This is a genomic window from Bacillus cereus group sp. BfR-BA-01382 (assembly GCF_022663475.1).
Classification (GTDB): Bacteria; Bacillota; Bacilli; order Bacillales; family Bacillaceae_G; genus Bacillus_A; species Bacillus_A thuringiensis_S.
Window position 1 is genome coordinate 111,073 of sequence record NZ_JAKUFQ010000006.1, and the last position, 26,363, is coordinate 137,435.

Here is a 26,363-nt window from a genome sequence, read left to right on the forward strand (position 1 = left end):
GTGTATATCCCTTTTTTGAGCATGTCTACATAAAAATAAGTAAAAGCACTCGTTTAAAGAGTGCTTTAAAATGGATACCAAAAGTTTTGAAATACGTTTAATTTTAAATATACGGCAACAATGAATATGAAAACACCGGCAAATAAAGCGATGAAATCTTCACGTTTCGCCTTACTTGTATAAAACCATGTACGTTTATCCTTCTTTCCAAATCCTCTTAAATCCATTGCATTTGAAACCGTATCTATTCTTTCTAGAGAATGAATGATTAGTGGCCAGAAAATTAAAACACGGTTCTTCATACGAACCCATAAACTTGCTTCTCCTTTTTCAAAAGCCACTCCTCTCGCTTCTTGCGCGTGTTTAATAATTTTATACTCAGACTGGATGTCAGGAATATAACGCAGTGCAATATTTATTGCATATGTAATCTTATAATGAATACCAAATTTATTTAAACTACTTACAAATTCACTTGAATCTGTCGTGTAAATAAAAAGAAGTGTAAATGGTAATAACGTAAAATACTTTAATGAAAGTGTAGCTGCATAAAATAATGTTTCATATGTAATTGTTGCATATCCAATATGTAAAAACGAGGTATATGATTCAGTTAATTCAGATCCATGAGTGGGTGTAATAAATAAAATCATGACAGAGTTTAATAAACTAAATGTAAATATGACACTAAAAACAATTAAAATTTTACGAAATGGAATTTTAGCAATTCCGAGTCCAATACACCCAATAATAAATAAAATTAGCAACAACCTAAAATCAAAAAACAAAAAAGTAATCGTCATACAAAAAATAAATAAAAACAATTTTACTACCCCATCCATACGATGAAAATATGTACTATGCACCTTCCTCCCTCCTATTACTGTCTAAATAAAGCTCCATAAATTTTTCTGGACATACAATCCCACTAAATTTAACAAGCTTGGTTAAAGAACTCTCTCTTAAGTTGGCTCTTTGTAAGGTTTCTTGATCACCAAATACATTAGACACTGTATTATCCGCAATAATTTTCCCTTCATGTAGAACTACTGCACGGTCTGCATATTCTAGTGCGAGATTCATATCGTGAGTGATAAAAACAAATGAGATTCCCTTTTTAGCTAGTTTTTTAATAAACGACATAAATTGTTTATAATGATAATAATCTTGTCCCGCTGTCGGTTCATCTAATATGATAAGCTTGGGATCTATTGTTAATACAGATGCGATTGTTACTCTCTTTTTTTGCCCATAGCTTAGCGCTTGAATTGGCCAATTACGAAATGGATATAAACCACAAATTTTTAAAGTTTCTTCTACTCTATTCTTAATTTCTTCCTTAGAAAAATTATTTAATTTTAATGTAAATGAAACTTCTTCAAAAACAGTGGGCTGTGTAATCATATGATTTGGATTTTGCATCACGTAAGATATGGTTTCCCCACGTTTACGAATAGACCAAGAACTAATATCTTCACCCTCTAACAAGATTTCCCCATTTTTCATTTTGTTTATGCCTATAAGACTATGAGCTAATGTTGATTTCCCTGCTCCATTATGTCCCAACAGTGCCACAATTTCTCCTTCATATATTGAAAGGTTTACATTTTCTAATACTTTTTGTTTATTAGGGTATGAAAATGATAAATTCTCCACTTTAAGTAATTCCTTGTTTTTAGTATTACCTTTTAATATGACTTGTTTCTCCATCCACTCTCTTATAACGTTGCTTACCTTTTCCTTTTGAAGGTTTTCCATTGGATATATTACGTCATTATTACTATCAAAATGTAATCTCTTTAATGCTTCGATGTAAATAGGCTCTCTTAAGCCAATACATGGTAATATATTTGACGCTAAGATTTCTTTTGGTGTTCCTATTGCAATGACTTTACCTTCATCAATTAATATAACTTTGTCTAAATCCAGCTTTAAAATTTCTTCTATTCTATGTTCGATAATAACAATCGTTTTATTATATTGCTCATGTATATCTTTCATAAGTTCTATCGTATGTAAGGCGCTTAGCGGATCTAAGTTCGCTAACGGTTCATCGAACAATAATATATCCGCATTTGTTGTTAATAAACCAGCAAGAGAAACTGTTTGTTTTTGACCTCCTGATAATTCATGTGGACTTTGTTTATGAAACGTATGCATCTTCACCTTTCTTAATGAGTCCGAAACAATCTTTTTCATATCCTCTTGATTTACACATTCATTTTCTAAATAAAAAGCTACATCTTCTTCTACTGTCATACCAATAAATTGAGCATCTTGATCTTGCAAAATTGTTCCCACATGTTTACTCTGTTCAAAAATACTGCCTTCCCTCGGGTCTTTACCGGCAATTAATACGTTACCTGTACTAATCCCTTCATAAGAAAATGGAATTAGCCCATTGATACAATGAGCTAATGTCGACTTTCCTGAACCACTTCGTCCAGCAATTAGCACTTTTTCCCCAGGGTATATATGAAAGGTAATATCACTTAAAGTAGGCTGCGCAGCATGCCCGTATTGAAAGGTGAATTGTTCAAACGAAATAATTGGTTGCATGTTAACATCCCTACTTTTCAATTTTTAAATGTGCATGTTTCTTATTGGATTTCGCCAAGCCAATTGTAAGTGGCAATCCAAGAACTAAGAATACGATAACATCGGAAATTGTTGCTCCTAATACTTGTATAACAATTTTGTCAAATGGTTCTCCCATCACAATAATATCGAATGCCCCAGCAAATATAATAGCAATGACAATACCAACTAACCCAGTAATTGCTAAATAAGAAATATCTCCCTTGTTAAATGACCCGTTTTTCACACTAAAACCAACTCTTTTTTGAATAAGACCCATTGAAAAACCAATAATCCCTGAACTAATAACCCAGCCCCACCAAATCCCCCAGCCAGCAATCGTATCTGTTACGGTATGACCGATAAGTCCGATTAAGAGTCCTGCCACTGGACCAAATAATGCTCCAAAAACAGTTAATATAGCTAATGCTGGTTTAATAAATGTATTCGGTGCAATAGAAAATCCCCAAAGTCCTAATATCCCGTATAAGGCTGCTCCAATCCCGATTGCTACTACTAACTTTGTTGATAATTTATTCATTACAATTCCCCTCTCATATTGGTCAACTTTTATTATTCTATATTTATTTTAAAAATGAATTATGCATCGACACTTCCTTTCTATACAACAAAAAAATGACCTCTTACATAAGAGGTCATTTTCTTTCACGTTCAAGAATCCTCTTATCTTTCAAAAAACACATCGTGTCCTCTGCGGAATTAGCACCTTCCTATAAAATTGCATAGGGGTTGCTGAGGTTTCTTAGGGCCGTTCCCTCCACCTCTCTGGATAAGTATTAATTTGTAATTCGTATTATGGCACTAAAAAGCATAAATTTCAATACTTTTCTAACTATTTTTATTTTTCGTTAAATAGTACATTTAAATCATTGTATTCTTATCGGAATTATGAAATAATAAATTCAAAATCGTTTCGGGAGGAATGCATTATGAAAGTTATTGGTTTAATTGGGGGATTAAGTTGGGAATCTACATCATTATACTATAAACATATTAATACACTTACACTCTCTCAATACGATCAAAATGCGAAGCTAGTTTTATATAGTATGGACTTTGGAGAAGTAACTACTTTATTACAAAACCATCAATATGAAGAAGTAAAAAATGAACTAGTCACGGTTGCAAAGAAGGTTGAAAAATCTGGGGCTGACTGTTTATTAATGTGTTCAAATACTGTACATCTATTTGCCGAAGAAGTAGAACAAGCAATCTCTATCCCGCTTCTTCACATTGGCGATGTAAGTGCTAAAGAAATGGTAAAACAAAATATAAAACGTATCGGACTATTAGGAACAAAACAAACGATGGAGCAAGATTTCTATAAATCACGATTAGCGAAATATAACATTGAGACAATTATCCCAAATGAAGAGGAAAGAACAGTTATCCATCATGTCATATTAGATGAATTAAGTAAAGGGATCATTTCAGAAGCATCTAAAGAAAAGCTATTACAAATTACAAAGTCATTAATTCAAAACGGCGCTGAAGGTATACTATTAGGCTGTACTGAAATACCTTTACTCATCTCCCAAAATGATCTTACTGTTCCCGTTTTTGATACTGCTTTTTTACATGCAAATACTGCTGTGCAATTTGCTGGATAAGAATATACAAGCATAAAGGTACGAACCTCTATGCTTGTATATAGTTACGACTATTTCCCCCGCTATTTACGGGCAGTAAAACCCCCAACGATTAAAGTTTCACTTTATTTAAAAGAGATTCAATAACTGCAATTACTTCTTTTGAACCACCACATTCTAAAAAGCTATCATTAAGTTTTCGTATACCATGCTTATACTTTTCGTTTGAAAGAACATCTGTTACAGCCTCTTTTAAAGTGTGCACATTAACATGTTCTTTCAATAGTCTACGCGCTGCTTCCAGTTCAGTTAATCTTTGCGCTATCATAGGCTGATCTTTATCATGCGGTATTATTACAAATGGGACATTATAATGAATGGCATCGTGTACGCTATTCATGCCGCCATGTGTAATAAAAACATCCGCTTCATTTAATATTTCTGATTGAGGTACGTATGGAGCAATTATAAAATTATCTGGTGCTTTCTTAATTTTAGAAATATCATTTCTATCACCAATTGCCATTACAACTATCCCATCAAAATCTGAAAAAGTATCAATACAAGTATTAAAGAATGGTTCGAGTCCTTCAAGCAGTGTTCCCATTGAAATATAAATAACTTTCTTCTCTTTAAGTGATTCCAGTGGAAACTTTATATTTGTTTTACGCTTTGAAATACTCGGTCCAATAAAAATGTTATTTTCTCCGAACGATTCGCTATTAGGTTGGAAATAACGACTTGTGTATACGAGACAAACATCACCCTTATTATTCATAAATTGAAGATTATTCTTTGGTTTTACTCCAAATTCATGTTCCATCTGGTTTAGTAATTTTTCAGAGATCTCCTCTGGTTGGAATGGTATATCTGCATTTGAATGAAAAGGTAATGTCTTCAAAAACTCTGAAGGAATTAAAAATATAGGCGAGGACACTACACCTGGAACTTGTAAATACTCCTTTACTAACTCTCCCGCACCAAATATATCATAAATTACGAAATCAAAATTTATGCTTTCACTTAATTGTTTCGTAATTTCTAATATATATAAAGAAGTTTGAACATGCACATGAAAGAAAGCATTTAACCCAGATGAGGTTTCAGCATCAATAGAAATCTCCTTTAATAGATCCGGATGTGTATGTACAGTAGCTCCTAAATCTTCAATCCTATCTTTAAAGTTTGCAGTTGTAATATAATGTACGTTATCCCCTCGTTCAGTAAAGGCTTTCACTAAATTTAATGTAGGGTTTACATGTCCCTCTGCTGGAAAATTAACTACTAAAATATTTAGCACTTATTCCTCACTCCTTACATTTCACTGTTTTAATTAAAGCATACTGTTATTTGTACATGTAATCGTCCCCTAATAGTCCTAAAATGCTTGCTACATTATGTTGATAAATAATTTTCAGTCATCAACATAAAAAAAGCATCTACCTATGTAGATGCCTAACCGTGATAAGGAGTGTTCTGTGAGGTTAGAACAAGCTTCTCTGCTTGTCCTATGCTATCAATATATGATTTATTTTATAAAACGTGAATAGTTAATAGAATTATTTTATCCATTTTATATGATCAAATGGATAAAATACCATTTCTACTTTACCTATTATATTTGACTCATCAATAAGTCCAAGTGTATTCCTACTATCTTTACTATGATTACGATTATCCCCTAACACAAATAATTTATGCGTAGGAACTTTTATTTCTCTCAAATTTGAAAAACGATTGGATACTTGTGACATATCTAAATGTATATACGATTCATCACGCTTTTTACCGTTAATAAATACCTCATCCTCTTTTAGTTGTATGTTATCCCCCGATAATCCAATAATTCGTTTCACATAGTAAGTAGGCTCGTCTTCTTTTTTTATAATGACAACATCTCCATGATGAAAAGACGATAAACAGACGTTTACCTTATTAACAAGTATATAATCTTTTTCATTCAAAGTAGGTTGCATCGAAATTCCTTCTACCATACAAAATAAAAATGACTTATTAATAAAAATAACCCCTATTATAATTAAGATGTAGCTACATATGTTCCTCCAATATTTTAGAATAAACGGCTTCATATATACCTCATTTCTAATCTATTCCCAGATAAAAACGCCTCTAGTTCACATGAATGCTAGAGACGTTTCGTCCATTTTAATTCTCTTTAGAGGCATCTGTTTTTGGCGCTTCACCAGTTAATCGCTTATTTTTCAAATCAAAATAAGCATCTAAAACTTCTTTTCCAATATCGGAGTTAATGCCCGATTTATCATTTTCAACCCACGGTACTACAACAGAAAATGCTACTTCTGGATCATCATATGGCGCATATCCAGCTAATGTTAAGTTATAACATTCTCTACGATCGCCTTTCGCATTTCGCCCAATTTCATTTTCTCCACCATATACAGTTTGTGCGGTCCCTGTTTTACCAGCTGGTTTATATGGTGCTTTTTGGAACGCTCTTACTCCCGTTCCATCTCCTTCTTGAAATACTTTTCTAAATCCTTCTTTTACTTGATTAATATATTCTTGTTTCATATCGATTCTATTTAAAACAACGGGTTCTATTGATTGTACTACTTTACCAACCTCATCTTTTTGAACGGTTTGTTCTCTAATCTCTTGAACAATTTGTGGTTTCATTCGATACCCTCCATTTGCGATAGTCGAAATATATTGTGCAAGCTGAAGTGGTGTATATGTATCATATTGTCCAATAGAATAATCTAATAAGAAACCAGGCTGATTATCTTTTCTTCCAATTTGTCCTGCAGTTTCATTCGGTAAATCAATACCAGTTTGTACGCCTAGTCCAAATTGCCTGAAATAATATCTCATTTTATCAAAATATTCTTGTTTAATATCTAGTGAACTATTTTTCACATAATCCACACCAGCAATTTTTAATGCTATATTAAACATATAAACGTTTGAAGAAACTTGTAACGCTCTTAGATCGTCTATATCACCAAAATTTTTCCAAGACTTCTTTTCCTTAGTTCCTTTAAACTTCATAGGTGCATCATAAAAATGTGTTCCAGGAGTTATTGCATTTGTTTCAAACCCTGTTAACACTGTCGCACCTTTAACCGTTGATCCAAGCTCATATGAACTTGTCAGCGTGCCTAAAGCATAATCTTCTACTTCCATTTTCCCATCTTTTTCTACAAGCCTTTTCCCAGCCATTGATAATACTTGGCCATTTTTAGGATTCATCATCACTACGAAAGCACGGTCTAACATTGATTCTGATCCTTTATATTGTTTTAATATTTTTTCTATACTCTCCTCTACTTTTTTTTGCAATTCCATATCTATGGTTAAAGTTAAATTTTTACCGCTTTTTCCTTCCGAAACCGTTTCCGTTCTCATTGTATTGCCTTGTTTATCAGCAATGCTTCTTACTTCTTTTTTCGTACCATGAAGTACATCTTCGTATTGCTGTTCGATATAACTTTTGCCGACCCTATCATTTCGGCTATAATCACGCACTAAATAATAATCTAATCTTTCACGTGGCAATCCTTCATCAGCATTTGAAACGTTACCAAGAACGGAACGAAATAGACCATCATTTACATAGATTCTCTCCCAATCAACTGATGCGTCTACCCCTGGAAGTTTCGCTAAATTTTCACTAATCACCGCATATTCCTGTTCACTAACGTCCTTTTTAATAATTTGAGGTGCCATCTGAAAACCTGAGGTCATTTTACTTTTAATAGCTAACACTTCTATATCTTTAGCCGTTAGTTCTTGAAGATTTTTATCTGTAACGCGCTTCCTTTTTAAATCTTCTATTTTTTTGTCTAGCTCTTTTCCGGTAATATCCTTATCTCGGAACTTATCTATTTCTTTTTTTGATACTAAGTCTTGAGTAAGTTCTGGATTTAATTGCATCCAAAAGTCTTTCTTATCAGTCTCAGTTAACTTATCTATATCTTCTTGCGGCATTTCAATAATGTCTGCAAGTTGTCTTGCTGATTTTAATATTTCTTCTTGTTTTACACCTTTCACCTTTGTATATGTAATCGTACGTAAAGATTTATTATCAACTACTGGATTTCCTTCACGATCAAATATTTTCCCACGTGGTACAGAAAGGCCCACGGTTGTATTTTCTCTCTTCTCTACTTCATTTTTATATGTTTCTCCATCAAAGATTTGCACTTTTCCTAACTGAATAATGATGCCAGAAAATAATAAAAAAACACAAAGGAATAAAATATTTAACCGGAGAGGTACTACTCTACCACTCTTCTTCTCTTGTTTTTTCACCTTGTCATAATCTCCTCCTTACAATATTCCAAATAATAATCACTTTTCTATATTAAAAGTAATGTACAATTTTTATACATTGCTTTGTACAAATATTAATATAATGTTTAAAACTTAATAGAAATTAAAACAAATGTAAAGAAAAGATAAAGTTTACTAAATTAAATATAAAAAATACCCAATAACAAAAAGATTAGCTTTCACTAATCGCTTTGTTATTGGGTATTAATTGATTTAAGAATTACTACTAGTGCGTATTGCTATACATTTATCGTCACAATTAGAAAAAGATTGTTTACTTTGTACTTTCGGTAAGTAAATTGTTACTGTTGTCCCGACACCAACCTCGCTCATGATACTAATTGTCCCTTGATGACTTTCAATAATTTTATAACTTAACATTAATCCAATACCAGTCCCTTTTTCTTTCGTACTATAAAAAGGTTCACCTAATCTCTTAATTCTTTCTTCAGGTATTCCTATTCCTTCATCTATTACATGAATGATGACACCATCATCATTTATTTCTTTTATGTGAATTGAAATTTCCCCACCATTTGGCATAGCTTCGATTGAATTTTGCAAAATATTAATAAATACTTGTTTCAATTGATTTTCCGAGCATTCAATAATTATATCTTTGTCATCCGTAAATAGTTCAACTTGAATATTTGTCATAATTGCTTTTGTATTCATTAACGATACGACATTTTTAAAAATTTGATAAATATTTTTCTTTTCTGTATTTATCTCATCTGTTTTAGCAATTGACAAAAATTCTTGCAGGATCGCTTCTATCCTTTCAATTTCAGAAAGCATAAGATCAAAATATCTTTCTTGATCTTCTTTATTAATTTGGAATAACTGTATAAAACCTTTAATTACAGTTAAGGGATTTCTTACTTCATGAGCTACCCCAGCTGCTAATTGACCAATTGCTGCAAGCGTATCTGATTTGTTTAGCAATTCTTCTGTCTTTTTTCGCTCTGTAATGTCACGTACAATAATCATAATTTTATCATGTAATAATGGTAAGCACCTAGCTTCAAAGAAATCAATACTTCCATTAAGTGTGAGTGGATATTCTACAATTACATTCGTTCCTTTTTTCTTCACTTGATTAATGGCTTCCTGAAACTGCTGTGCTACTGAAGATGGTAATACTTCGTAAAACTTTTTTCCCATAAAAGCTTCTGCGGGTACGTAAAATTTTGTAGGAGATCCTGCTTTGTAATCTATAATTGTGCCATCATCTTCTGTTAAGAAACATAAATCTGGTAAAGCTTTAAATATTAATTCCAGTTCAGATGTTTGTTGTTTTAACTGCTCTTCTATCGCTTTTAAATGTGTAATATCTACACCAACAGCCCAATAACTATATCCTGTTACAGGAAACTGTTCTGATATATTAGACCACATTATTGTTTTGATTTCACCATTTTTACATGTTAAGTGCATTTCCCAATCTCTGAAATTTTTTCCACAAGTTAAAAATTTCTTTTGTATTTGCTGGCGATAACTATGATCAGGATATAATAATTGAAGTGCATTTGGATTTCCAATTATTTCTTCAGCGGTATAACCTGTTACAATTTCACATTCTCGGTTCCACAAAACAAAATCTCCATTATAATCAAGCGCATCGACCATAACAGGCATGTTTTGTAAAATCGTATGTAGTTCCTCCTCTTTCTGAGAAAGCAACGTTGTTTTTTTACTTTGAATTACTTTTATTGCGCCATCTAAAATTAAACTTGAGAGCATTTCAAAGTATTTTTGACAACTGAAAATTTCGCTTTTTTTGGACCATACAACAAAAGATCCTAAATGTTGATTGTATAAGAAAATGGGGATTTCAATCTTTGGAAGTTTACTCTTAATTATCTCATTCATTCCGAATGAAAAAATACACTCTTTTTCAGCATCAAGAAGTTGATGTGATATGTTAGTTAATTTATAAAATTGTTCTGCCATGGTTTCTATTGTACTCACATCAATAAGTTCCATTAGCCGCGAATTCATTCCTTTTTCACCTCAATATGTAAAATTAATACAAATCTAAAATTCATACTTCTCCATTATACGAAGAAAGCTAGTGTAGGTATATAGCTGTAGAATAATTATTCGCACAAATTTTATTTTTCAATTAAAATAAGAAAAGAATGTATATACTGAATATACCTTTAATTAGTAGATATTTCGTTCATTCCTCCTTACATTCACTGAATTTTTCCTTGAGGGTCATACGCGTCACTAATAACGGTATAAAAATGCAACAAGTATAAAATTCATAAAATATTCACAAATTTCATGAAAAATATAAACATTTATTCCAATATATTCTATATAATGAAATGTAATAAGGCTTCTATGAATCTCATAGAATACCTTACCCCTAATAAAAAAGAAAAAAGAATCCCTTTGGATTCTTTTTTCTTTTTTAATTACATTACATATTTATATAAAGCATGTGCCACACCATGTTCTTCATTTGATAACGTTTCGTATTTACAGATTGTTTTTATTTCTTCAACTGCATTACCCATCGCAATTGATATGTTCGCTTTTTCCATCATAGAAACGTCGTTTAGCCCATCACCTATCGCTACAGTGTTTTCAACTGGAATATTAAGATATTCTGCTAAAGTATATAATCCATTCCCTTTTTGAGCATCTCTATGATTAATCTCTAAATTGTGCCAATATGAAGATGTAATTGCTAAATCTGTATTATGAATAAATGTTTCTTTTAGTTTTTTTAATTTCTCAATATCATAAGAAAATGGTAATAGTTTATGCACATGTATATCTGTTTCTACAATTGGCTTACAACTTTCCGCACTATGAAACGCTGTATGCTCAAGATATAATGCTGCGATTGTTTTTAACTCTTTCAAGTCGAAATTTTCTTTTGAATTCTTCACATACTCAATTTCATTACGTACACTCTCTACTCCATAATCCGGTACATACACACCTTTATCAGTATAAAGCTGATAATATAAACCATTCTCTTCAAGATATTCCACAATTTCAAGTGCCTGCATATTTTGAATTGGATATCTCTTCATCATTTTCTTATCTTTATATATAAGCGCACCATTTTCCGCAATGATTGGACACTCTAAATCAACTTCTAACAATAATCGTTCAATATCAACAATAGAACGTCCAGTACAAATTGCTACAACATGGCCAGCTTCTTGACATGTTCGAATTGCTTCTGCATTTTCTTTACTAATCATTTTATTCCCCGAAAGAAGAGTTCCATCTAAATCAATTGCGATTAATTTCATTATTTCTTCACCACTTTCTATAAATACACGAGTTCTAATTAATTATTAGGTATCGTTTTCATACAATCCTCGTGAGGTACTTCTTATTTATAATTTATGAAAAGCGTTTCAGGTCAAGAAATAATTAAAAATAAAATCCAAAGCTTTTCTTTTTAAAAAGCTTTGGATTTCAAACTATGAATTATAACTAATGTATTTTGTCTCACACATGTACACATTTTTTTCTTCAGTTGGGATATATACTTTAAACTTTTCTAACCGTTTTCCATAGATATGAATTGTGATAACGCTTTCCTTTTTGCTAATTTCAAGAATATGACAATCCGCAGGTGGAATGACTTTATCGGTTTCTCCTTCTCCCAAATAAAGATTTCCTGTATGTGTTAAATAAACAAGTGAATTTCCAAGTTGTTTCGTTTGTATAAAGTTCTGCACCATTATCCTTCCTGAAAAGACACCTTCTACCCCCCATGTGCCGTCATGATCATGTAAAGGTGTAGATTGTCCATCTTTCCATACGAGAGCTAGTACTTCAAAACGTTTGAGCGGATCCTCATACAATAAATGTCGTGCATATTGAGTCGAATTCGCCTTCTGTTTATCTAACGGAAGCCATGTTTTCTTTTCTAAAAGTTCTTCTAGTAACTTTTCAATGCCACACACTATTTCTTCTTCAAATAAACCGTTTTCCATAAGATCTGTAACACCTTTAATAAACTTTTGAAATGATTTACTTCCATTACAAGTCAACATAGGAATCCTCCTCTACGTTTTATACAACTCCATATTAAGGTAATTACCTGAAACTCACAATTGAGAAACAAAAAACAAGATGCAAATGTATGCACCTTGTTGAGATTTTTATTTGGCTTTCAATCGAATAGGTAAGTATTTTAATGTTTGTTCATTTTCCAATATACATTTTTCTAAACAGAAAGATGGAGATAGCTCTATTTTTTCAAAAGCATTTATAAAGGTAGTTAATGCAATCTCAGCTTCTAAACGTGCAAGTGGTGCTCCTAAGCAAAAGTGAGGACCTTTCCCAAAGGTTAAATGCTTTTCATTTCCTATTCGATGTACATTAAATTGAGAGGGGTGTGAAAATTTTTTCTCATCTAAATTCGCTGCACTAACCCACGCAACAATCATCTGATCCTTTTTCATTAAAGGGCCAAATATATTTGTATCCTCTGTAATCCTCCGGGCCAATGTAACAGGAAAGCGATAGCGTAATACTTCCTCAATCGCTTTTGAAATTAAGCTAGGGGTTTTTCTTAAATCTTCATAAATTCCAGGTGAATCTACTAAAAAGCAATAAAAGCTATTAATAATTAAATTTGTAGTGGTTTCATTCCCAGCCGCTAGTAAACCTAATGAAAAGGTTACAATTTCTTCATCGGTTAATCTTTCGCCTTCATATTCAGCTCGAATTAAATCGGAAATGATATCATCAGTTAAATGATATCTCTTTTCCTGAACGATCGGTAGAAGATATGCTTTGAATTCATTTAATGCTATCTCTTTCTCCGCATCCAGATCATTAAACTTTTCTTTACTATACGGCATAAATAAAATATCAGACCATTCTTTAATTTTTTTACGATCTGTTGTTGGGACTCCTAATAAATCAGAAATAACGGTAACAGGTAAAGGGGCAGCAAACTGTTCAACGATATTAACTTCACTATATTTTTCGATATGCTGTACAAGTTCATCTGCGATAGCCTGTATTCGAGGTTTCCACTGTTCTAGACTTCTTGGAGTAAATGCCTTAGAAACAATGGAACGTACATTGCGATGTTCTGGTGGATCTGTAGAGTTTATATTTATTCTAGTTTCTAATGGAGGGATTGAGAATTGTCTGCGCTCCCTTCTACTTGAAAATAAGCGATAATCTGATAAAACACGATTTACATCATCATATAAAAAAACATTCCATACATCCTGCTCTTCATCATAATGAACTGGGTGATTATCCCTCATCAAACGATACCATTCATATGGATTCCATAATTCTTCTTTTGTTTTCAGCTTTGAAATTTCATGAACTAAAATAACATTTTCAGGTGAAGCCATAGTTCTTTCCTCCCTTTTCTTTTACAATAAAAGTGATAGGTCGGCAGTTCAAAGTTGTATAAACTATCATATGTTATTTTAACATATACTAAAGGAGATTTTTCATTAGAGAACTTGAGAAATATATAAGGGGGATTTTTATGTACGTTGACATTTTACTACTAGCAGAATTAACGACAGGACCAAAACATGGATATGAAATCAAAAAAAATGTTCAAAATCGTTTAGGTGAGAATTTTGAATTAAATCACAACATGCTTTACCCTGCCCTTCGGCGCTTTGAAAATATGGGTGCTATAACGAAAAAAATACATAAACAAGTTGGAAAACCAAATCGAAATATGTACGATATAACAGAAACAGGAGAAGAAATTTTTTCTGAAATGTTACGAGAGTTTCCCGAAAAACTTGCGACAAATAATGCAGAATTTCTTGTTCGTATCGCACTATTTGAAAAACTTGAATATGAAGCTAGAAAAGAGATTTTGACTGTACGTCAAAACGTACTACATAATCAACTTACCGCTATCCAGTCTCTAGAGGTTACCTCACCCTTTATTACTGAAGTCATTGAATTTAGTAAATCACGAATTGAACATGAATTGAGTTGGATTACATCACTTATGAAGAAAATATGAAAAAATAACAAAAAAAGCTAAAATCAATGAATGAAAATGATATTTATTATCAATACTATCATTAATAAAAGGGCAACCACGATTTGGCTACCCTTAAACAATTTACACTTCTGGATCGAATGTTTTGCAATCTGTTTCTTCCGTTGTAGATGCATGTTTACCTTTATGACTTACTACGTAAATTGCCTCTGCACTACATTTATTACCGTTCGCCCAAAATTTACAGTTGTTTACTTCACATAAAACGTCTTGTGCCATAGTATCACACCTCCTTGTTCTATTATCATTAACAAAATTCGGAGGTATGATACTATTCGTCATCCATTTTTTATTCCCTTTTTAGCTTTCTTAATGGTTCAATATCTCCGCGTACAATAGCATCAATATTTCCAGTTATTTTTTCAATATCAAAATGCCACCATTGAATTTGCAATAATTCTTGAATTGTTTCATTTGAAAATCTCTCTTTTATTTTATTTGCAGGGTTTCCACCAACAATTGTATATGGTGCGACGTCTCTAGTCACAACAGATTTAGCTGCAATGATTGCACCATCCCCTATTTTTATTCCGGGCATAATTGTTGTATCCATACCAATCCAAACGTCATTTCCTATAACTGTATCACCTTTGTAAGGTAAATCAGACAAACTAGGTGTATACTTCTCCCACCCATTTCCAAATATATTAAATGGATATGCCGAAAATCCATCCATCCGATGATTGGCTCCGTTCATAATAAAGTTAACTCCAGATGCAATACAACAAAACTTTCCAATAATAAGGCGATCTCCAAGAAATTCATAATGATGTAATACTCGATTTTCAAATTTTTCTCCATCTTTCGCATCATAATAAGAATAGTCACCAACAAGTATATTAGATTTTGTTATTGTATTTTTTATAAATTGAACGTTTTGATTTCCTTCAATAGGGTATTTAATATTTGGATTAGGATTCATTCTGTACAGCACTTCCTTTACCACTTATTTCACTTTCTATCGCTATTACTGGCTTTAAATTGTATATAGGTATAATAAACAATAATCCAATTATAAAAAGTAAAGCCGTCCCTTCATACATCATACTTAATGAAAACATCTCTTTTAATGAGCCAGCTATACTCATCGTTACTACCATTGAACCGGTAAATAGCGGACTTAAAATACCATTTACACGACCTATAAAATCGGTATCGCTATTTTGAATAATAAGCGTATTAATACCAATTTGGATACAAGGAAGAGCTAAACCACTAAAAAGCTGCGCTGTAAGTGTAACCCATAAATTTGTAGAATACCCTATAATGCTAATACCAATTGCTTGACCAAGCATACCGATAATTAACATCTTTTGCGGAGCAACGTTTTTCGCAAATACCATCGCTAATGCCCCGCCAACAATCATTCCCGCACCATTTACTGTTAGTAGCCACTGTAAACTCTCTTTTGATAATCCTAACTGCTCAGTCACAATAAATATACCTAATGGCTGAATTAATCCTATACCTAGTCCTGCAGCCATAAAACAAAGCCCCAGCAAAGTTAATGCTTTTTTCTTTTTGACATACTTAATACCGTCCTTCATCTCCTGCAACAGAGTGATATCTTTCTTTTCTACGTCGTTTTCAAGATCTTTCGGAAGAAATAACAATACAACTGCCGCAAGTACAAACGAGATGCCTGTTATGATGATTGAAATATAAATTCCAAAACTATGAAAGATAAATGTCCCTAGGATTGGTCCTAATACCATAAATATTGCAAATATCGTTTGATATATAGACATTGCTAATTGAATTTGTTCCGTTGATAAATGTTGTTTAAACAACTTCATTCCAGATGGTTGTGAAAACTGTGAAAGGATTGCAGAGATGAGTGTCACAAAAAACACAATTTTCCACGTTCCAAACATAAGCGTAATTAATACAGCGAATACTGAAATGGAACTTAACGTCTCACACCATATCATTGTCTTCTTTGGCTTCCACCTATCAGCAAAAGTACCGCCAATAAATGAAAAAATAAAAATTGGAGCGAATTCAGCAACTGAAATCATCGAAATAGCAAAAGCATCACCTTTTGTCATTTCCATTACATATAGTAATACCGCAAAGTTTCGAACCCATATTCCTATTTGTAAAAATAATGCTGATGCTAAAATCCCTTGAACAAACCGATTTTTTAATACTTGTGATACCCCATTGTTTTGTTTCGTTACTACATTTGTCGACATAAAAAAGCCTCCTATTTCATGTTCTGAACAGGAGGCAGCACAAATCATATAAAAAGACTATATATTCGCAGAGCGAAATACATCCCTTTTCTATAAATGTACAGACTAACCCTATTCAGAAGAATATTTCGTTTTTTAACGAAGATCTCTTACAAATAGAATTAGTTGATCATTGGGATGTCTTCACCCTTCCGTTTCGAATTTAAATAACACATACATACTCTATGTAAATCATTTTCGATGTATGCATGTCTCCTTTTACTATTCTAGAAAGTTAAAGGCAATTCCTCTAAAGAACGCATTAAATAGTTACCTTGCCATTTAATTTCTTCACGATTCCCTTTTATTTGTAGTTCAGGCATTCGATTAAACAAAGTAGTAATAGCAATCTTTGCTTCCAACCTAGCAAGTGGAGCGCCTAAGCAGAAATGGCTACCATGACCAAAGGCAATATGACGATTATTTTCCCGAGTAATATCGAATACTTCTGGGTTTTCAAATACAGTTTCATCACGGTTTGCAGAAGCTAAGGCAATGACAACCATATCTCCTTTTTCAATTGTTTGGTCGTGAATTTGAAAAGGTTCATCTGCCCATCTTGAAGTTGTAACCTCAACTGGAGAATAATATCGTAGTCCTTCCTCAATAGCGGCATCAATTAATTTTGGATTTTCTTTTAATAACTGTAATTGATCTGGATTTTCGAGGAGCGCTAATACCGTATTTGTTATTAAATTTACCGTTGTCTCGTGTCCCGCCACAATTAGTAACATTATCATTGAATATAGTTCCCGAGCGCTAAGTTTATGCCCTTCACTCTCTGCAAGTATTAAAGCACTCACCAAGTCTTCTTTTGGCTCTTTTCGTTTAATATCAACTAAATATTGAAGATATGTAATAAACTCAGATAGTTGCTTTTCAGTTTCTTTTATTTCTTCTGGTGTTTCTGGGTAAGCAATGACAGCATGAGACCAAATTCTAAATTTCGCTTGATCTTCTTTTGGAATGCCAAGCATTTCACTTATTACAATAATCGGTAAAGGGAACGAATAATCATCAACAAGATTTAATGAACCCTTTCGCTCGACTTCATTTAACAAATCATCTGCAATATCCTGTATTCTTCCTTCCAATTGCGTGATCATCTTCGGTGTAAAAGCTTTTTGTACGAGTGATCGTAAACGATTATGGTTAGGTGGATCTGAATTTAACATATGAGTAGTTAAATAATCACTATTGTCAACAGTAAGAAACACATTCAATGTATCTTGAGAAAATACATTGGCTGGATCTTTTTTTAAGCGACTATCTTTTAAAAGTGGCAAAGCATCTTTATATCTTGTGATAAGCCATTCCGCACCTAGTTCAGTTTTATTCACAAATAAGATAGGTTGCATTTTTCTAGATTCTTTATAAATTTCATACGCATCTTCTTTAAATTGAGCTGAAGCTAAATTAATGCCCTCCTCTATTTTTAGTCCAACCTTGTTTTTCATTGACATTGTATTCCCTCACTCTCATTTGTTTTTGAAAACCAACCCAACATATGCATTATACTCTAATAAAAACGTGAAAATTGTAAATTTTTAACCAAAATCTTACTTCGTATATTGAAAAATAAAAAAGTGAGAGAGTAAAATCGTTTCACTCTCCCACTACTCTTTATGCGAAGCACATAAAATTACTAATTTGTTGATAGCGATAACTTACTTTACGACGACGACCACCTTGCCAAGTGTAACCTGATACTCCGTTTCTTCTCACTTCAGTCGGAAAGAACCATAAGTCCCTTCCGAAAGGACCAGGACGATGTAAACGTAAATAGCCCCATCTTCCTAGACAATTACACATCCATGATTTCATATTGCCCGCTTGAGATGGAGACGCAAAGGTAGACGGTAACGACGGAGCTTGCGACGGCGGTGGTGACGTTGGAGCATCTTCCGCATCATCTGGTCTGTAATCTTCTTGTTCCATATCTCTCGCTTCATCTACAGATTCATACCCGTAGTTTTGTGGATTATAATACATCGCTTGATCATATGGATAATTTTGTTGGTTATACATATTAACAAATCACCTACTTTTCATTCATTACCTTTAACATTTATATGTGATATGCCCTCTCTGGGAAGCTTATATTATAGCCCAAATTCAACTTAAAAAGCTCGTATTATTAAAAATACGAGCCTTTCAAAAATAGAAGGTGTTTATTATTTCCTTAACTTCACACTATAAAAACGCATTTCATCTAACGAACCTTCAAATTCAAATACTTCTTGTTTAATTAATTGTTTCAAGCGATATTCTAAGAAAGTATCTCCAACCAATTGTTCAACAAGACCAAGTGCTTCACCAATTACTCTAGGAGCTTTGAGGAATTCTCGATCAGCACCCACACTTTTCGCGCATTCAATTATAAATTGATCAAAATAATCTTCTTGTACAGAATATACTTCATTTTCTTTCCACACTCTTAAACATTCTACGCTTCCCGATATTCTATCCCATTCATGTTCAAACTTCATTCGCTTCTCTTCAGTTAAATAAGGTAACTTTGCAAAACTTTTTTGGAATAGAGCTAAACTTTCAGGTGGTAATTCTCCAGTTCCACGAATATCATACTCTTGTTTTAATATTTCTCGACTTGCTTCAGATGTATTAATAACTCGAATGTTTTTCTTATCCTTTAATTGTGCCATTACAAAACTTAGGCCTACATGTTCATGTGCATTATCAGCCTTCCAAATTGTAATAGGCGTTTCAACAGGAATAGTATGTAGTTCTTCTATAGTTGCTATAAATCTTGATAAATATTCTTCTTCAAAATAACTATCATAAGCAGTTAAATTATTTATTAACCACTTCTGTCTTGCTAGTTGCCCCCCATTCGTATGCAACTTATATATCGGTCCAATTGAAAAGAATTCAGAAAAAGCAACAACACTCTCTTCAGATAATTCTTCTTGACTTAACATATATGTTAAGCAACCAGCCGTTGAATCATCAAAAGCAATATGTACGTGCGTACTTTCTTTTACATTTCTTTTATAAGTAGGATTACTCGTTAATTGTTTCGGAATATCCATCAAATTTTTAATTGTATCTTCACTATAGTTTTCTTCTAATAAGTTTAACTGTATGAGAATACTTTGAAGTAAATCTTTAACCTCATCCTCGTACATATCCTCTACAGCATTTTTAATTTTATCTATCACACAAATCCCTCTATTCATTTCAAAAATAACGTAGATTATAGTATATCATTTTAGTATAGTTCTTTAAAGTCAAATCCAGATTGCTAGAGCAATCTGGATTTTCAACAAATACTTTCCTTATATTTTTGAATTGCTAAATATTTTTACTTTGAAAATCCTTGTATCTAAATGTATAATTATATAAAAACAAAAATATAGGAGCTACATTTATGGAGAAAGTACTTACTAATTATAGACATTACTTAAAAAATTGGAGATTTATATTTATTTGCATACTACCTGTTATCGCCTTATTCGTTACTTTCTATGTCATCTTCGAACTACTGTTTCATCAAGATTTCTACTTATCTAACTTAATTTCTGCTATCATATTATTTTTAATATTTACTAATGTTAAAGATAAATTTAAAATTAAAGGCTAAAGAACATTATTTAAAAATAGCCCTTTATTCTTGCATCCTACTATAAAATAAGCCTTGCAGTAAATTTTTACAAAAATAAGAGCACCCTGCAATTGGATGCTCTTATGTGATTAGAAGTTTTTTCTGAGTATTAAGTAGGACACGAAGATCTTGTCCTACTACATAATATATGCTTGTACTTATTATTTCGTGCATATATTAAGCACCATGTTCAGGTACTTAATATATGCATAGTCATTGCTAAAAAAATCTACTCAAATATTCACTATACAATTTCATATTTATAAATTAAAAAACATCCATTGGGGATGTTTTTTATCTAACGATTTTAAGCTTCCATAAACTTAGCCGGTACACCAATTTTTTCAACTACAGAAGATATATTAGTAGGATTAATCATTACATTTTCAATACATACTAATTTATTTTCTAATATCCCATTCTCTGTAGTAATAAGTTCTTCAAACCGATCTAAAGTCATTGAAAATTTGTGTTCACTTCCACCATTCATACTAACTTTTACATACTTCATAGTGTCACCGCCTTTCATAATAATTTACATTTCGACAAGAAGGCGCTTACACCCTTTTTTTATTTACTCTTGGATTTCTCACGTTTACATATATTTTGAGAAAAGAAACTACTATTATTTACTCACAAAATTATTACTAATAAGAAAGATAAAGATAAAAATGCACAAAGTGGAATATATAAACCAGTATCCATTCTAGCGAAGTGCGTATCTTTTTGTCGTTTAAAGATACCAAAATAATTAAACTCACCAATTACTCTAATAGAAAAGACGATCATACAAATCCAGGAACCGACTTGAATAATAACATTAGGAACTGCAAAATGAACAATATTTGCTTGTTGCAACAAAATTATCGCTGCCATACTTAATAATAATGCAATGAACAATGTCATTCCGGCACGAGGTGTAAACGCCTTTTCCCCTGATTTAGTTGGTATAACACTATTTGTCCCCCAATTACCTCCGAAACCCCAATATACATGTAAAAAGCTAACTAAGAATAATATACAAGCAGATATATATGTAATGATAAGCATTTTATCCTCCCCTTATTTTATTTAACTTCTCACCTATAAAATATGCTATCCCCCCCCTCATTAGCAACCTTTATTTAATTACATAAAAAAACCGTAATGATTTATCAATATTAAGATAAGTCATTACGGGGTTATTAAACTTCATTATGCATTAAACCTATTTCTTCGGCGTTCCATCCTTGTTTGACCTTGAACTTCATTTTCTTTGTATGGATCTATTTTCTCTGTCATTTTATATGTTGCAACTGGTTCTTCGTACTTATGCTCATGTATCTTTTCTGGAATTTTACTTTTAGATTCTTTCCCACCAAACTTAAATAGTTTCATCTTTAATTTCGGTAATCTCGGAAGACGAATCTTAAATGATAATCTTTTGCGTTTCTTTTTTGGTCCAAGTAGATTTATATTTTCTTTATTATTATCTTTCTCTTTGCGGTGAATGAACATCGCAAGTAATCCTCCTAATACAAGTCCTCCAATTAATAGTAATATATATACATAATGGCTTGTCATTAAACTCGTCATGCGTTCAAGTATGACTAACGACTGTACTTCTTTTATATCCCATAGTAAAGCGGCCCATAATGAGAATAATCCCAAAGTAAGTCCATATGTACGAAAACGAAATAAACATGGAATTAACGCGACACATGCAGCAATTTTCGCATTTGCTATGATTGAGCTTGTTGTAATATCCTGATGCCAAATAACTAACAGTAATGTTATAAATGGCGCATACGCTATCCAGCTGCATATACGTGAATACATCTTTTTAGCAAAATAACTACCGAAACTAGTAAAAAATAAAAGCCCTCCAATATATACAGATTGTTCTAGAGGGATTTGCTTTGTAAGTCCTGCAATTGGAAAGAGGACGCTCAGTAGCATTAAGAGCACATCTAATTTCTTCACCATTCCCCATTCCTTTCAAATTTTTTCAATTAATAAAAATCGCTTTTCCATTTGGTATAGTTTTTGTATTTCTAAAAAACATATTAATCCTGTCTGCACATAAAGTAAATATGTAAACGAAAAGATACTTGACAAATGATATCCTTATTTGCATAAAAAAATGACAAATCCTGATCGATATAACGAGCAGGATTTGTTTACTAGTATTTAAAGTAGAATAATTGAATCTTTCTTTTCTACTTTTACTACATCTACATCCAATTCATCATCAAATTCTTTAAATTCTCTTGCATCTATGTCAGTAATATAACTCTTTATTACTTTTTCCATATGTACGGAATATGTCATGTGTACATTCTTTTTCGAAAGCATACTAGAATTACAGCACATGTAATGTATCATTTTAGCGATATAATCCCTTTCTACAGGTTTTACACCTAATGGTAGAATTTCAATTATATATCGCTGAAAAACTTCACTACAATTAAGTGAATATTCACCAGTGCTATAATACATCCCTTTTTGATCTGCATATAAGCCTATTCTATCTAGAGCATCATCACATTCTATTACACCGTAGCTTGGTACATCAAAACCTGTATTTATTCTAATAATATTTAAGTTGGGAACCTTTAATACCTCTGGAACAATATCAGGTAAAATATCTGTATTAATTTCTTTATTTTGTAACTCTTTTATCCAATATTTTCTCAAATTTGCATCTACAATGAAGTAAACTTGTTCATTTTGTTCTTTTGCATATTGTACAATTTCCATTAATGTTTCGAAAACATATTGTTTAAAAAGAGCCCCCATATCATTTCTCTTTGATGGTTGTGATAAAAATGCATTATGTTTATTTATATTTAATAATACGTAATCAATCTTTTGCCACTCTGTATTCCCATATAATTTATATAAAATTTCTTTTCCTTTTATTTTTGAAAGAATAGGTAAGAAATCAAATTTCGATATTCGTTCAATTGATAAATTAACATATGTACAAGGTAAATTTATCTTATTCCAACTACGCTTCAAAAATCCTTTTTGTTCTAATAGACTAAAAACACTATTTACAATTGTTTTACGAGATACACTTTGGCCTATAAATAAATTAATAAATGTTGAAATACGATTTGTTCGTGCAAATCCCTCTCTAATGATTTGTTTTGGATCAATTTTTTCGCGTCCATCACAATTTTTCATTGCGATTAATGCTAATGTCGCATCACTGCGCTCACCCGCGGTAGCATAGACAGCTTTCGTAACATCATCTACAAGATTTGTTTTATATTTTTGACAATATTGCATTTTATATGGATTTTGTAACACCTTTTCAATATTGTATCTCACAATCTTTAATAATACTGGGAAATCTGTATTCAATACATAAGAATTTTCACCAATTTTAGTCAAAACAATTTCGCTATCAAGTAATGCTTGTTCTATTTCCAGCGCTATATTTTCAGACCAAACTTCTAATGTTAATGTCTCTAATCCTTTTGGTGCAAATAAAGGAAATAATTCATTTTTGTTATTTGTTGCTACCTTTTTACATTCTGGAAGTATTGTGAAATAAGAGAATTTACGCTGGAATTCTTTAAATAAATACTCTCTTTCCTTTACTTTTATACCTGGTTCTATTTTAGTACCTTGGACTTTATATATTCTTTCATTGTATGGAAATAACACCCTTTTATTTTCCCCGACAATATAATCTTTCGGATATTGGAGAATATGGTCTAAATCCAAATCTCCACCTATTTGAAAATCATCTTTTAAATTTCTAAATATCTTAATCCATTTCATGCCGGTTGTAGCTTGTTGCATTTTTAGTTTTACAAACCGTATTTTTTTATTATTTGATGCAAACTCTGGGGTAGAAATCAATATCATCCCTCGTTTTCGTCTGAAAAGTAAAGGAATATCTGGATGATTATATTCTTGATAAAATCTCCGAATCCCTATTGAAATATTTAATAATGGAGCGTTCTCACCACCACGGGTTATGCATTCGAATCGATATACATAGGAGAAAAAATCTTGTGTTTTTTCATCTTTTATTGGCCCTGACATCGCCTCACAAATATTTTGTGATCTAAGAGGAGAAAAATAGATTTCTTCTGCATTTGTATTTTCTAAATATATAGGACGCTCACAAAAAATATGTGAGATTAAAGCGGGCACCCACTTAGAATACGTTTCATTATCATGTAGTACTGGCAAATTAGAAATCAAATCGGATTGCCATTCATATTTTGGTGGCTCTACTAATTTATTTGGTTTCCAATCATGAATAATCTCATACCAACTTTGAAAAATATAATTGAGCTGCTCTTGTTTAATAGGTTCTTTTGATACAATCCATGGTGTATTTTCATTTAATACGTACGGATTATGCTGAATAAACAATATATCAGAAAACATATCATACAGTCTTTCATTCAAACGTTTCAACTTACTCGTTAATAAAAACGTCTTATAATGTATCTCTACGATGTCCAGCCATTCAATAGGAAAGTATATAAATGATACCTTTTCATTTAAAAGAGGTTCTACTATATTTTCAAATGTTAACAACCTTAATTTTTTCATAAAATGATTCTTTCCTTTCTTCAGTTGTCTTGATTATCAAAAAGCTAGAACAAAAGTTACTTAATCTAATCCATTTAAACAAAGTATTTAAAAGAAAAGTAAAAACTATCTACATAAAACATTATCAAACCGACTCTTTTAAAAATTAAAAGTAATTATTATCTACAACACCTCTTAGTATTCGTAATTTAATACATTTAAATTATATAATATATATAATATATTGTACTTATCATTTACAATAACTTTACAGAAAAACCAAAAAAGAACACCTTAAATCGGTGCTCTTTTTACAAATATCAAGCGTTATGTAGTTGAACATATAGATAACATGAACCCTCCAAATGAAATTACTCCTAGTAAACCTACTATAAATCCTGTTAAACAAATACAATCAGCAAGACAAATAGAAGACTGCGATAATGGAACGAATGACCTACTTGTACTCGACCCATATTGTTTTATTTTTTCATAATTCATATCTAACATTAAATGTAGACATGTTACACCATCCTCAATAGTATGTAGAGATTCTTTTTCTAATCGCTCCAATAATTTACTATCAAAAGAAACTGATAGAGGATACTGCTTATCTAATTTTATATTTTGATAAATTAGTTGCAAACGAGATAATATATTATTTTTCTTCTTTTCAGATGTTACTGTACATTTCATATTATTAAATTCATTTAATAACAGTGTCAATTCATCTCTTTTTCCGTATAAATCTTTAGCTATTTTTCTCTTTACTTTATACGAATGGAAAATAGATTTTAGTTCAACCATATTCATACACTTCCTAATTACATATTATTTACCCAATTATTTTATAGATAAACAGTACTTTTTAATCTTATTTAAAATACACTCAAGCAACTTATTTTACTATCGATTAACATTACATTAACCTTACACGGTTGTAATAAAATCATTAGCTAGAAGGAAGCAATGCCCAAACTAGACAGATATTTAATGATAAAACCATAAGAAAAAAACAATGATTAGATTTTAAATCTAGTCATTGCTTTATCCATCACATCTTGATTACACCTATATATCTTATTGTTACTCTTTCACTTGAATGATTGAATATATCCATTAATAATGACTATATTCTTTGTCGGCACGTACATATATAAAACTAATGTTTTTTAATTGATAAGGTGAAACTTTAATTAGCCCTCATCCATCGGGCTTTTATGGGCAGCCGGCCACCTAACTTCTCTTTGCTCTCGCTGAATTTTTTTAGGGTCTTACTGCCCGGCAAATAGCAGGATAAATGCAATCAATATTCATACGTTATAATAGTACCAGTAGTATCAGTAGTACCACTAAAACCATTAAAACAGTTAGAGCAACCGCCACAACCTCCGCAACCAAAACAACCGAAGCAACCAATACAACGGAATCCGCCACAACGG

The 26,363-nt window shown here is 31.8% G+C and carries 24 protein-coding genes, 2 pseudogenes and 1 riboswitch; of the genes and pseudogenes, 3 read left to right on the forward strand and 23 right to left on the reverse strand.

Translation table 11 applies throughout. The features are described from left to right. Window positions 1-65: 65 nt before the first annotated feature. From MR160_RS04575 to MR160_RS04585, 3 genes are read right to left on the reverse strand one after another with little or no spacing between them, the layout of a single operon-like run. Complete coding sequence (locus tag MR160_RS04575; protein WP_081143682.1) at window positions 66-866, reverse strand: energy-coupling factor transporter transmembrane component T family protein; 801 nt, start codon at window positions 864-866, stop codon at window positions 66-68. Then, a complete protein-coding gene (locus MR160_RS04580; RefSeq protein ID WP_001182503.1) occupies window positions 859-2,559 on the reverse strand; it encodes an ABC transporter ATP-binding protein in 1,701 nt (566 codons plus the stop codon). Before MR160_RS04580 ends, MR160_RS04575 begins: the two co-directional genes overlap by 8 nt. A 10-nt stretch (window positions 2,560-2,569) precedes the next feature. Further along, entirely contained in the window at window positions 2,570-3,118 is a 549-nt protein-coding gene (locus MR160_RS04585) for an ECF-type riboflavin transporter substrate-binding protein (protein WP_001038209.1), read from the reverse strand. A gap of 140 nt (window positions 3,119-3,258) precedes the next feature. Then, window positions 3,259-3,374, reverse strand: a riboswitch (SAM riboswitch). A gap of 153 nt (window positions 3,375-3,527) precedes the next feature. On the opposite strand from MR160_RS04585, the gene MR160_RS04590 reads away from it, so the two are divergent. Further along, window positions 3,528-4,208 carry an aspartate/glutamate racemase family protein gene (locus tag MR160_RS04590; RefSeq protein ID WP_000864388.1) on the forward strand — a complete coding sequence of 227 codons (681 nt, stop codon included), beginning with the start codon at window positions 3,528-3,530 and terminating at the stop codon, window positions 4,206-4,208. A 91-nt stretch (window positions 4,209-4,299) separates the two neighbouring features. On the opposite strand, the gene MR160_RS04595 is transcribed toward MR160_RS04590, so the two are convergent. The 7 genes from MR160_RS04595 to MR160_RS04625 form a co-directional block, all read right to left on the reverse strand. Further along, a complete protein-coding gene (locus MR160_RS04595) occupies window positions 4,300-5,487 on the reverse strand; it encodes a macrolide family glycosyltransferase (protein ID WP_000932152.1) in 1,188 nt (395 codons plus the stop codon). Between the two features lie 259 nt (window positions 5,488-5,746). Continuing rightward, a complete protein-coding gene (gene lepB / locus MR160_RS04600) occupies window positions 5,747-6,277 on the reverse strand; it encodes a signal peptidase I (RefSeq protein WP_002162782.1) in 531 nt (176 codons plus the stop codon). Window positions 6,278-6,353: 76 nt separating this feature from the next. Then, window positions 6,354-8,480 carry a peptidoglycan D,D-transpeptidase FtsI family protein gene (locus MR160_RS04605; protein ID WP_000743784.1) on the reverse strand — a complete coding sequence of 709 codons (2,127 nt, stop codon included), beginning with the start codon at window positions 8,478-8,480 and terminating at the stop codon, window positions 6,354-6,356. A gap of 234 nt (window positions 8,481-8,714) precedes the next feature. Beyond that, entirely contained in the window at window positions 8,715-10,502 is a 1,788-nt protein-coding gene (locus MR160_RS04610; protein ID WP_001088545.1) for a PAS domain-containing sensor histidine kinase, read from the reverse strand. Between the two features lie 422 nt (window positions 10,503-10,924). Then, a complete protein-coding gene (locus MR160_RS04615; RefSeq protein ID WP_000766389.1) occupies window positions 10,925-11,776 on the reverse strand; it encodes a Cof-type HAD-IIB family hydrolase in 852 nt (283 codons plus the stop codon). Between the two features lie 174 nt (window positions 11,777-11,950). Beyond that, on the reverse strand, window positions 11,951-12,529 hold the full coding sequence (locus tag MR160_RS04620) for a cysteine dioxygenase family protein (RefSeq protein ID WP_000954440.1): 579 nt from the start codon (window positions 12,527-12,529) through the stop codon (window positions 11,951-11,953). A gap of 108 nt (window positions 12,530-12,637) precedes the next feature. After that, window positions 12,638-13,852: a cytochrome P450 gene (locus MR160_RS04625; RefSeq protein ID WP_081143678.1), complete on the reverse strand. Its 1,215-nt coding sequence runs from the start codon at window positions 13,850-13,852 to the stop codon at window positions 12,638-12,640. A gap of 140 nt (window positions 13,853-13,992) precedes the next feature. Between MR160_RS04625 and MR160_RS04630 the strand changes: the two genes are divergently transcribed. Continuing rightward, complete coding sequence (locus MR160_RS04630; RefSeq protein WP_000289121.1) at window positions 13,993-14,490, forward strand: PadR family transcriptional regulator; 498 nt, start codon at window positions 13,993-13,995, stop codon at window positions 14,488-14,490. Window positions 14,491-14,592: 102 nt separating this feature from the next. On the opposite strand, the gene MR160_RS04635 is transcribed toward MR160_RS04630, so the two are convergent. The 6 genes from MR160_RS04635 to MR160_RS04660 form a co-directional block, all read right to left on the reverse strand. Then, window positions 14,593-14,748, reverse strand: coding sequence for a DUF1540 domain-containing protein (locus tag MR160_RS04635; RefSeq protein WP_000046095.1), 156 nt, complete (start codon window positions 14,746-14,748; stop codon window positions 14,593-14,595). Window positions 14,749-14,818: 70 nt separating this feature from the next. Next, window positions 14,819-15,451, reverse strand: coding sequence for a Vat family streptogramin A O-acetyltransferase (locus tag MR160_RS04640; protein ID WP_001069207.1), 633 nt, complete (start codon window positions 15,449-15,451; stop codon window positions 14,819-14,821). After that, entirely contained in the window at window positions 15,441-16,724 is a 1,284-nt protein-coding gene (locus MR160_RS04645) for an MFS transporter (protein ID WP_000106404.1), read from the reverse strand. Before MR160_RS04645 ends, MR160_RS04640 begins: the two co-directional genes overlap by 11 nt. 266 nt (window positions 16,725-16,990) lie before the next feature. After that, window positions 16,991-18,226 carry a cytochrome P450 gene (gene cypA, locus MR160_RS04650; protein ID WP_136804131.1) on the reverse strand — a complete coding sequence of 412 codons (1,236 nt, stop codon included), beginning with the start codon at window positions 18,224-18,226 and terminating at the stop codon, window positions 16,991-16,993. A 160-nt stretch (window positions 18,227-18,386) separates the two neighbouring features. Beyond that, window positions 18,387-18,791 (reverse strand): hypothetical protein, encoded by a 405-nt coding sequence (locus tag MR160_RS04655; RefSeq protein ID WP_000282691.1) that lies wholly within the window; start codon window positions 18,789-18,791, stop codon window positions 18,387-18,389. Window positions 18,792-18,937: 146 nt separating this feature from the next. Further along, window positions 18,938-19,942 carry a DUF1835 domain-containing protein gene (locus MR160_RS04660; RefSeq protein ID WP_000565700.1) on the reverse strand — a complete coding sequence of 335 codons (1,005 nt, stop codon included), beginning with the start codon at window positions 19,940-19,942 and terminating at the stop codon, window positions 18,938-18,940. 209 nt (window positions 19,943-20,151) lie between these two features. Here MR160_RS04660 and MR160_RS04665 point away from each other — a divergent pair, with 209 nt between their 5' ends. Further along, a complete protein-coding gene (locus MR160_RS04665; protein ID WP_000416836.1) occupies window positions 20,152-20,364 on the forward strand; it encodes a hypothetical protein in 213 nt (70 codons plus the stop codon). A gap of 328 nt (window positions 20,365-20,692) precedes the next feature. On the opposite strand, the gene MR160_RS04670 is transcribed toward MR160_RS04665, so the two are convergent. The 7 genes and pseudogenes from MR160_RS04670 to MR160_RS04700 all read right to left on the reverse strand — a co-directional run. Beyond that, complete coding sequence (locus MR160_RS04670) at window positions 20,693-20,896, reverse strand: hypothetical protein (RefSeq protein ID WP_000878369.1); 204 nt, start codon at window positions 20,894-20,896, stop codon at window positions 20,693-20,695. Window positions 20,897-21,018: 122 nt separating this feature from the next. Then, a complete protein-coding gene (locus MR160_RS04675; RefSeq protein ID WP_000905578.1) occupies window positions 21,019-21,435 on the reverse strand; it encodes a DUF3995 domain-containing protein in 417 nt (138 codons plus the stop codon). 144 nt (window positions 21,436-21,579) lie between these two features. Then, a complete protein-coding gene (locus tag MR160_RS04680) occupies window positions 21,580-22,347 on the reverse strand; it encodes a DUF3959 family protein (protein WP_014894749.1) in 768 nt (255 codons plus the stop codon). Between the two features lie 207 nt (window positions 22,348-22,554). Continuing rightward, the gene (locus MR160_RS04685; RefSeq protein WP_081143677.1) at window positions 22,555-24,942 is read right to left on the reverse strand and encodes an RNaseH domain-containing protein; all 2,388 of its coding nucleotides are present in this window, start codon (window positions 24,940-24,942) and stop codon (window positions 22,555-22,557) included. A gap of 306 nt (window positions 24,943-25,248) precedes the next feature. Further along, window positions 25,249-25,734: a hypothetical protein gene (locus MR160_RS04690; protein WP_002082715.1), complete on the reverse strand. Its 486-nt coding sequence runs from the start codon at window positions 25,732-25,734 to the stop codon at window positions 25,249-25,251. Window positions 25,735-25,943: 209 nt separating this feature from the next. Then, a pseudogene (locus MR160_RS04695) lies at window positions 25,944-26,075 on the reverse strand (site-specific integrase); the annotation flags it as partial. Window positions 26,076-26,227: 152 nt separating this feature from the next. Next, window positions 26,228-26,363: pseudogene (locus MR160_RS04700) on the reverse strand (heterocycloanthracin/sonorensin family bacteriocin); the annotation flags it as partial.

What these genes read in the sequence shown, in the direction of transcription:
- MR160_RS04580 (WP_001182503.1), bottom strand. Translation starts at nt 2,559, where the DNA reads ATGCAACCAATTATTTCGTTTGAACAATTCACCTTTCAATACGGGCAT.
- MR160_RS04585 (WP_001038209.1), bottom strand. Translation starts at nt 3,118, where the DNA reads ATGAATAAATTATCAACAAAGTTAGTAGTAGCAATCGGGATTGGAGCA.
- MR160_RS04590 (WP_000864388.1), top strand. Translation starts at nt 3,528, where the DNA reads ATGAAAGTTATTGGTTTAATTGGGGGATTAAGTTGGGAATCTACATCA.
- lepB (WP_002162782.1), bottom strand. Translation starts at nt 6,277, where the DNA reads ATGAAGCCGTTTATTCTAAAATATTGGAGGAACATATGTAGCTACATC.
- MR160_RS04610 (WP_001088545.1), bottom strand. Translation starts at nt 10,502, where the DNA reads ATGAATTCGCGGCTAATGGAACTTATTGATGTGAGTACAATAGAAACC.
- MR160_RS04615 (WP_000766389.1), bottom strand. Translation starts at nt 11,776, where the DNA reads ATGAAATTAATCGCAATTGATTTAGATGGAACTCTTCTTTCGGGGAAT.
- MR160_RS04620 (WP_000954440.1), bottom strand. Translation starts at nt 12,529, where the DNA reads ATGTTGACTTGTAATGGAAGTAAATCATTTCAAAAGTTTATTAAAGGT.
- MR160_RS04625 (WP_081143678.1), bottom strand. Translation starts at nt 13,852, where the DNA reads ATGGCTTCACCTGAAAATGTTATTTTAGTTCATGAAATTTCAAAGCTG.
- MR160_RS04630 (WP_000289121.1), top strand. Translation starts at nt 13,993, where the DNA reads ATGTACGTTGACATTTTACTACTAGCAGAATTAACGACAGGACCAAAA.
- MR160_RS04635 (WP_000046095.1), bottom strand. Translation starts at nt 14,748, where the DNA reads ATGGCACAAGACGTTTTATGTGAAGTAAACAACTGTAAATTTTGGGCG.
- MR160_RS04640 (WP_001069207.1), bottom strand. Translation starts at nt 15,451, where the DNA reads ATGAATCCTAATCCAAATATTAAATACCCTATTGAAGGAAATCAAAAC.
- MR160_RS04645 (WP_000106404.1), bottom strand. Translation starts at nt 16,724, where the DNA reads ATGTCGACAAATGTAGTAACGAAACAAAACAATGGGGTATCACAAGTA.
- cypA (WP_136804131.1), bottom strand. Translation starts at nt 18,226, where the DNA reads ATGTCAATGAAAAACAAGGTTGGACTAAAAATAGAGGAGGGCATTAAT.
- MR160_RS04655 (WP_000282691.1), bottom strand. Translation starts at nt 18,791, where the DNA reads ATGTATAACCAACAAAATTATCCATATGATCAAGCGATGTATTATAAT.
- MR160_RS04665 (WP_000416836.1), top strand. Translation starts at nt 20,152, where the DNA reads ATGGAGAAAGTACTTACTAATTATAGACATTACTTAAAAAATTGGAGA.
- MR160_RS04670 (WP_000878369.1), bottom strand. Translation starts at nt 20,896, where the DNA reads ATGAAGTATGTAAAAGTTAGTATGAATGGTGGAAGTGAACACAAATTT.
- MR160_RS04675 (WP_000905578.1), bottom strand. Translation starts at nt 21,435, where the DNA reads ATGCTTATCATTACATATATATCTGCTTGTATATTATTCTTAGTTAGC.
- MR160_RS04685 (WP_081143677.1), bottom strand. Translation starts at nt 24,942, where the DNA reads ATGAAAAAATTAAGGTTGTTAACATTTGAAAATATAGTAGAACCTCTT.
- MR160_RS04690 (WP_002082715.1), bottom strand. Translation starts at nt 25,734, where the DNA reads ATGAATATGGTTGAACTAAAATCTATTTTCCATTCGTATAAAGTAAAG.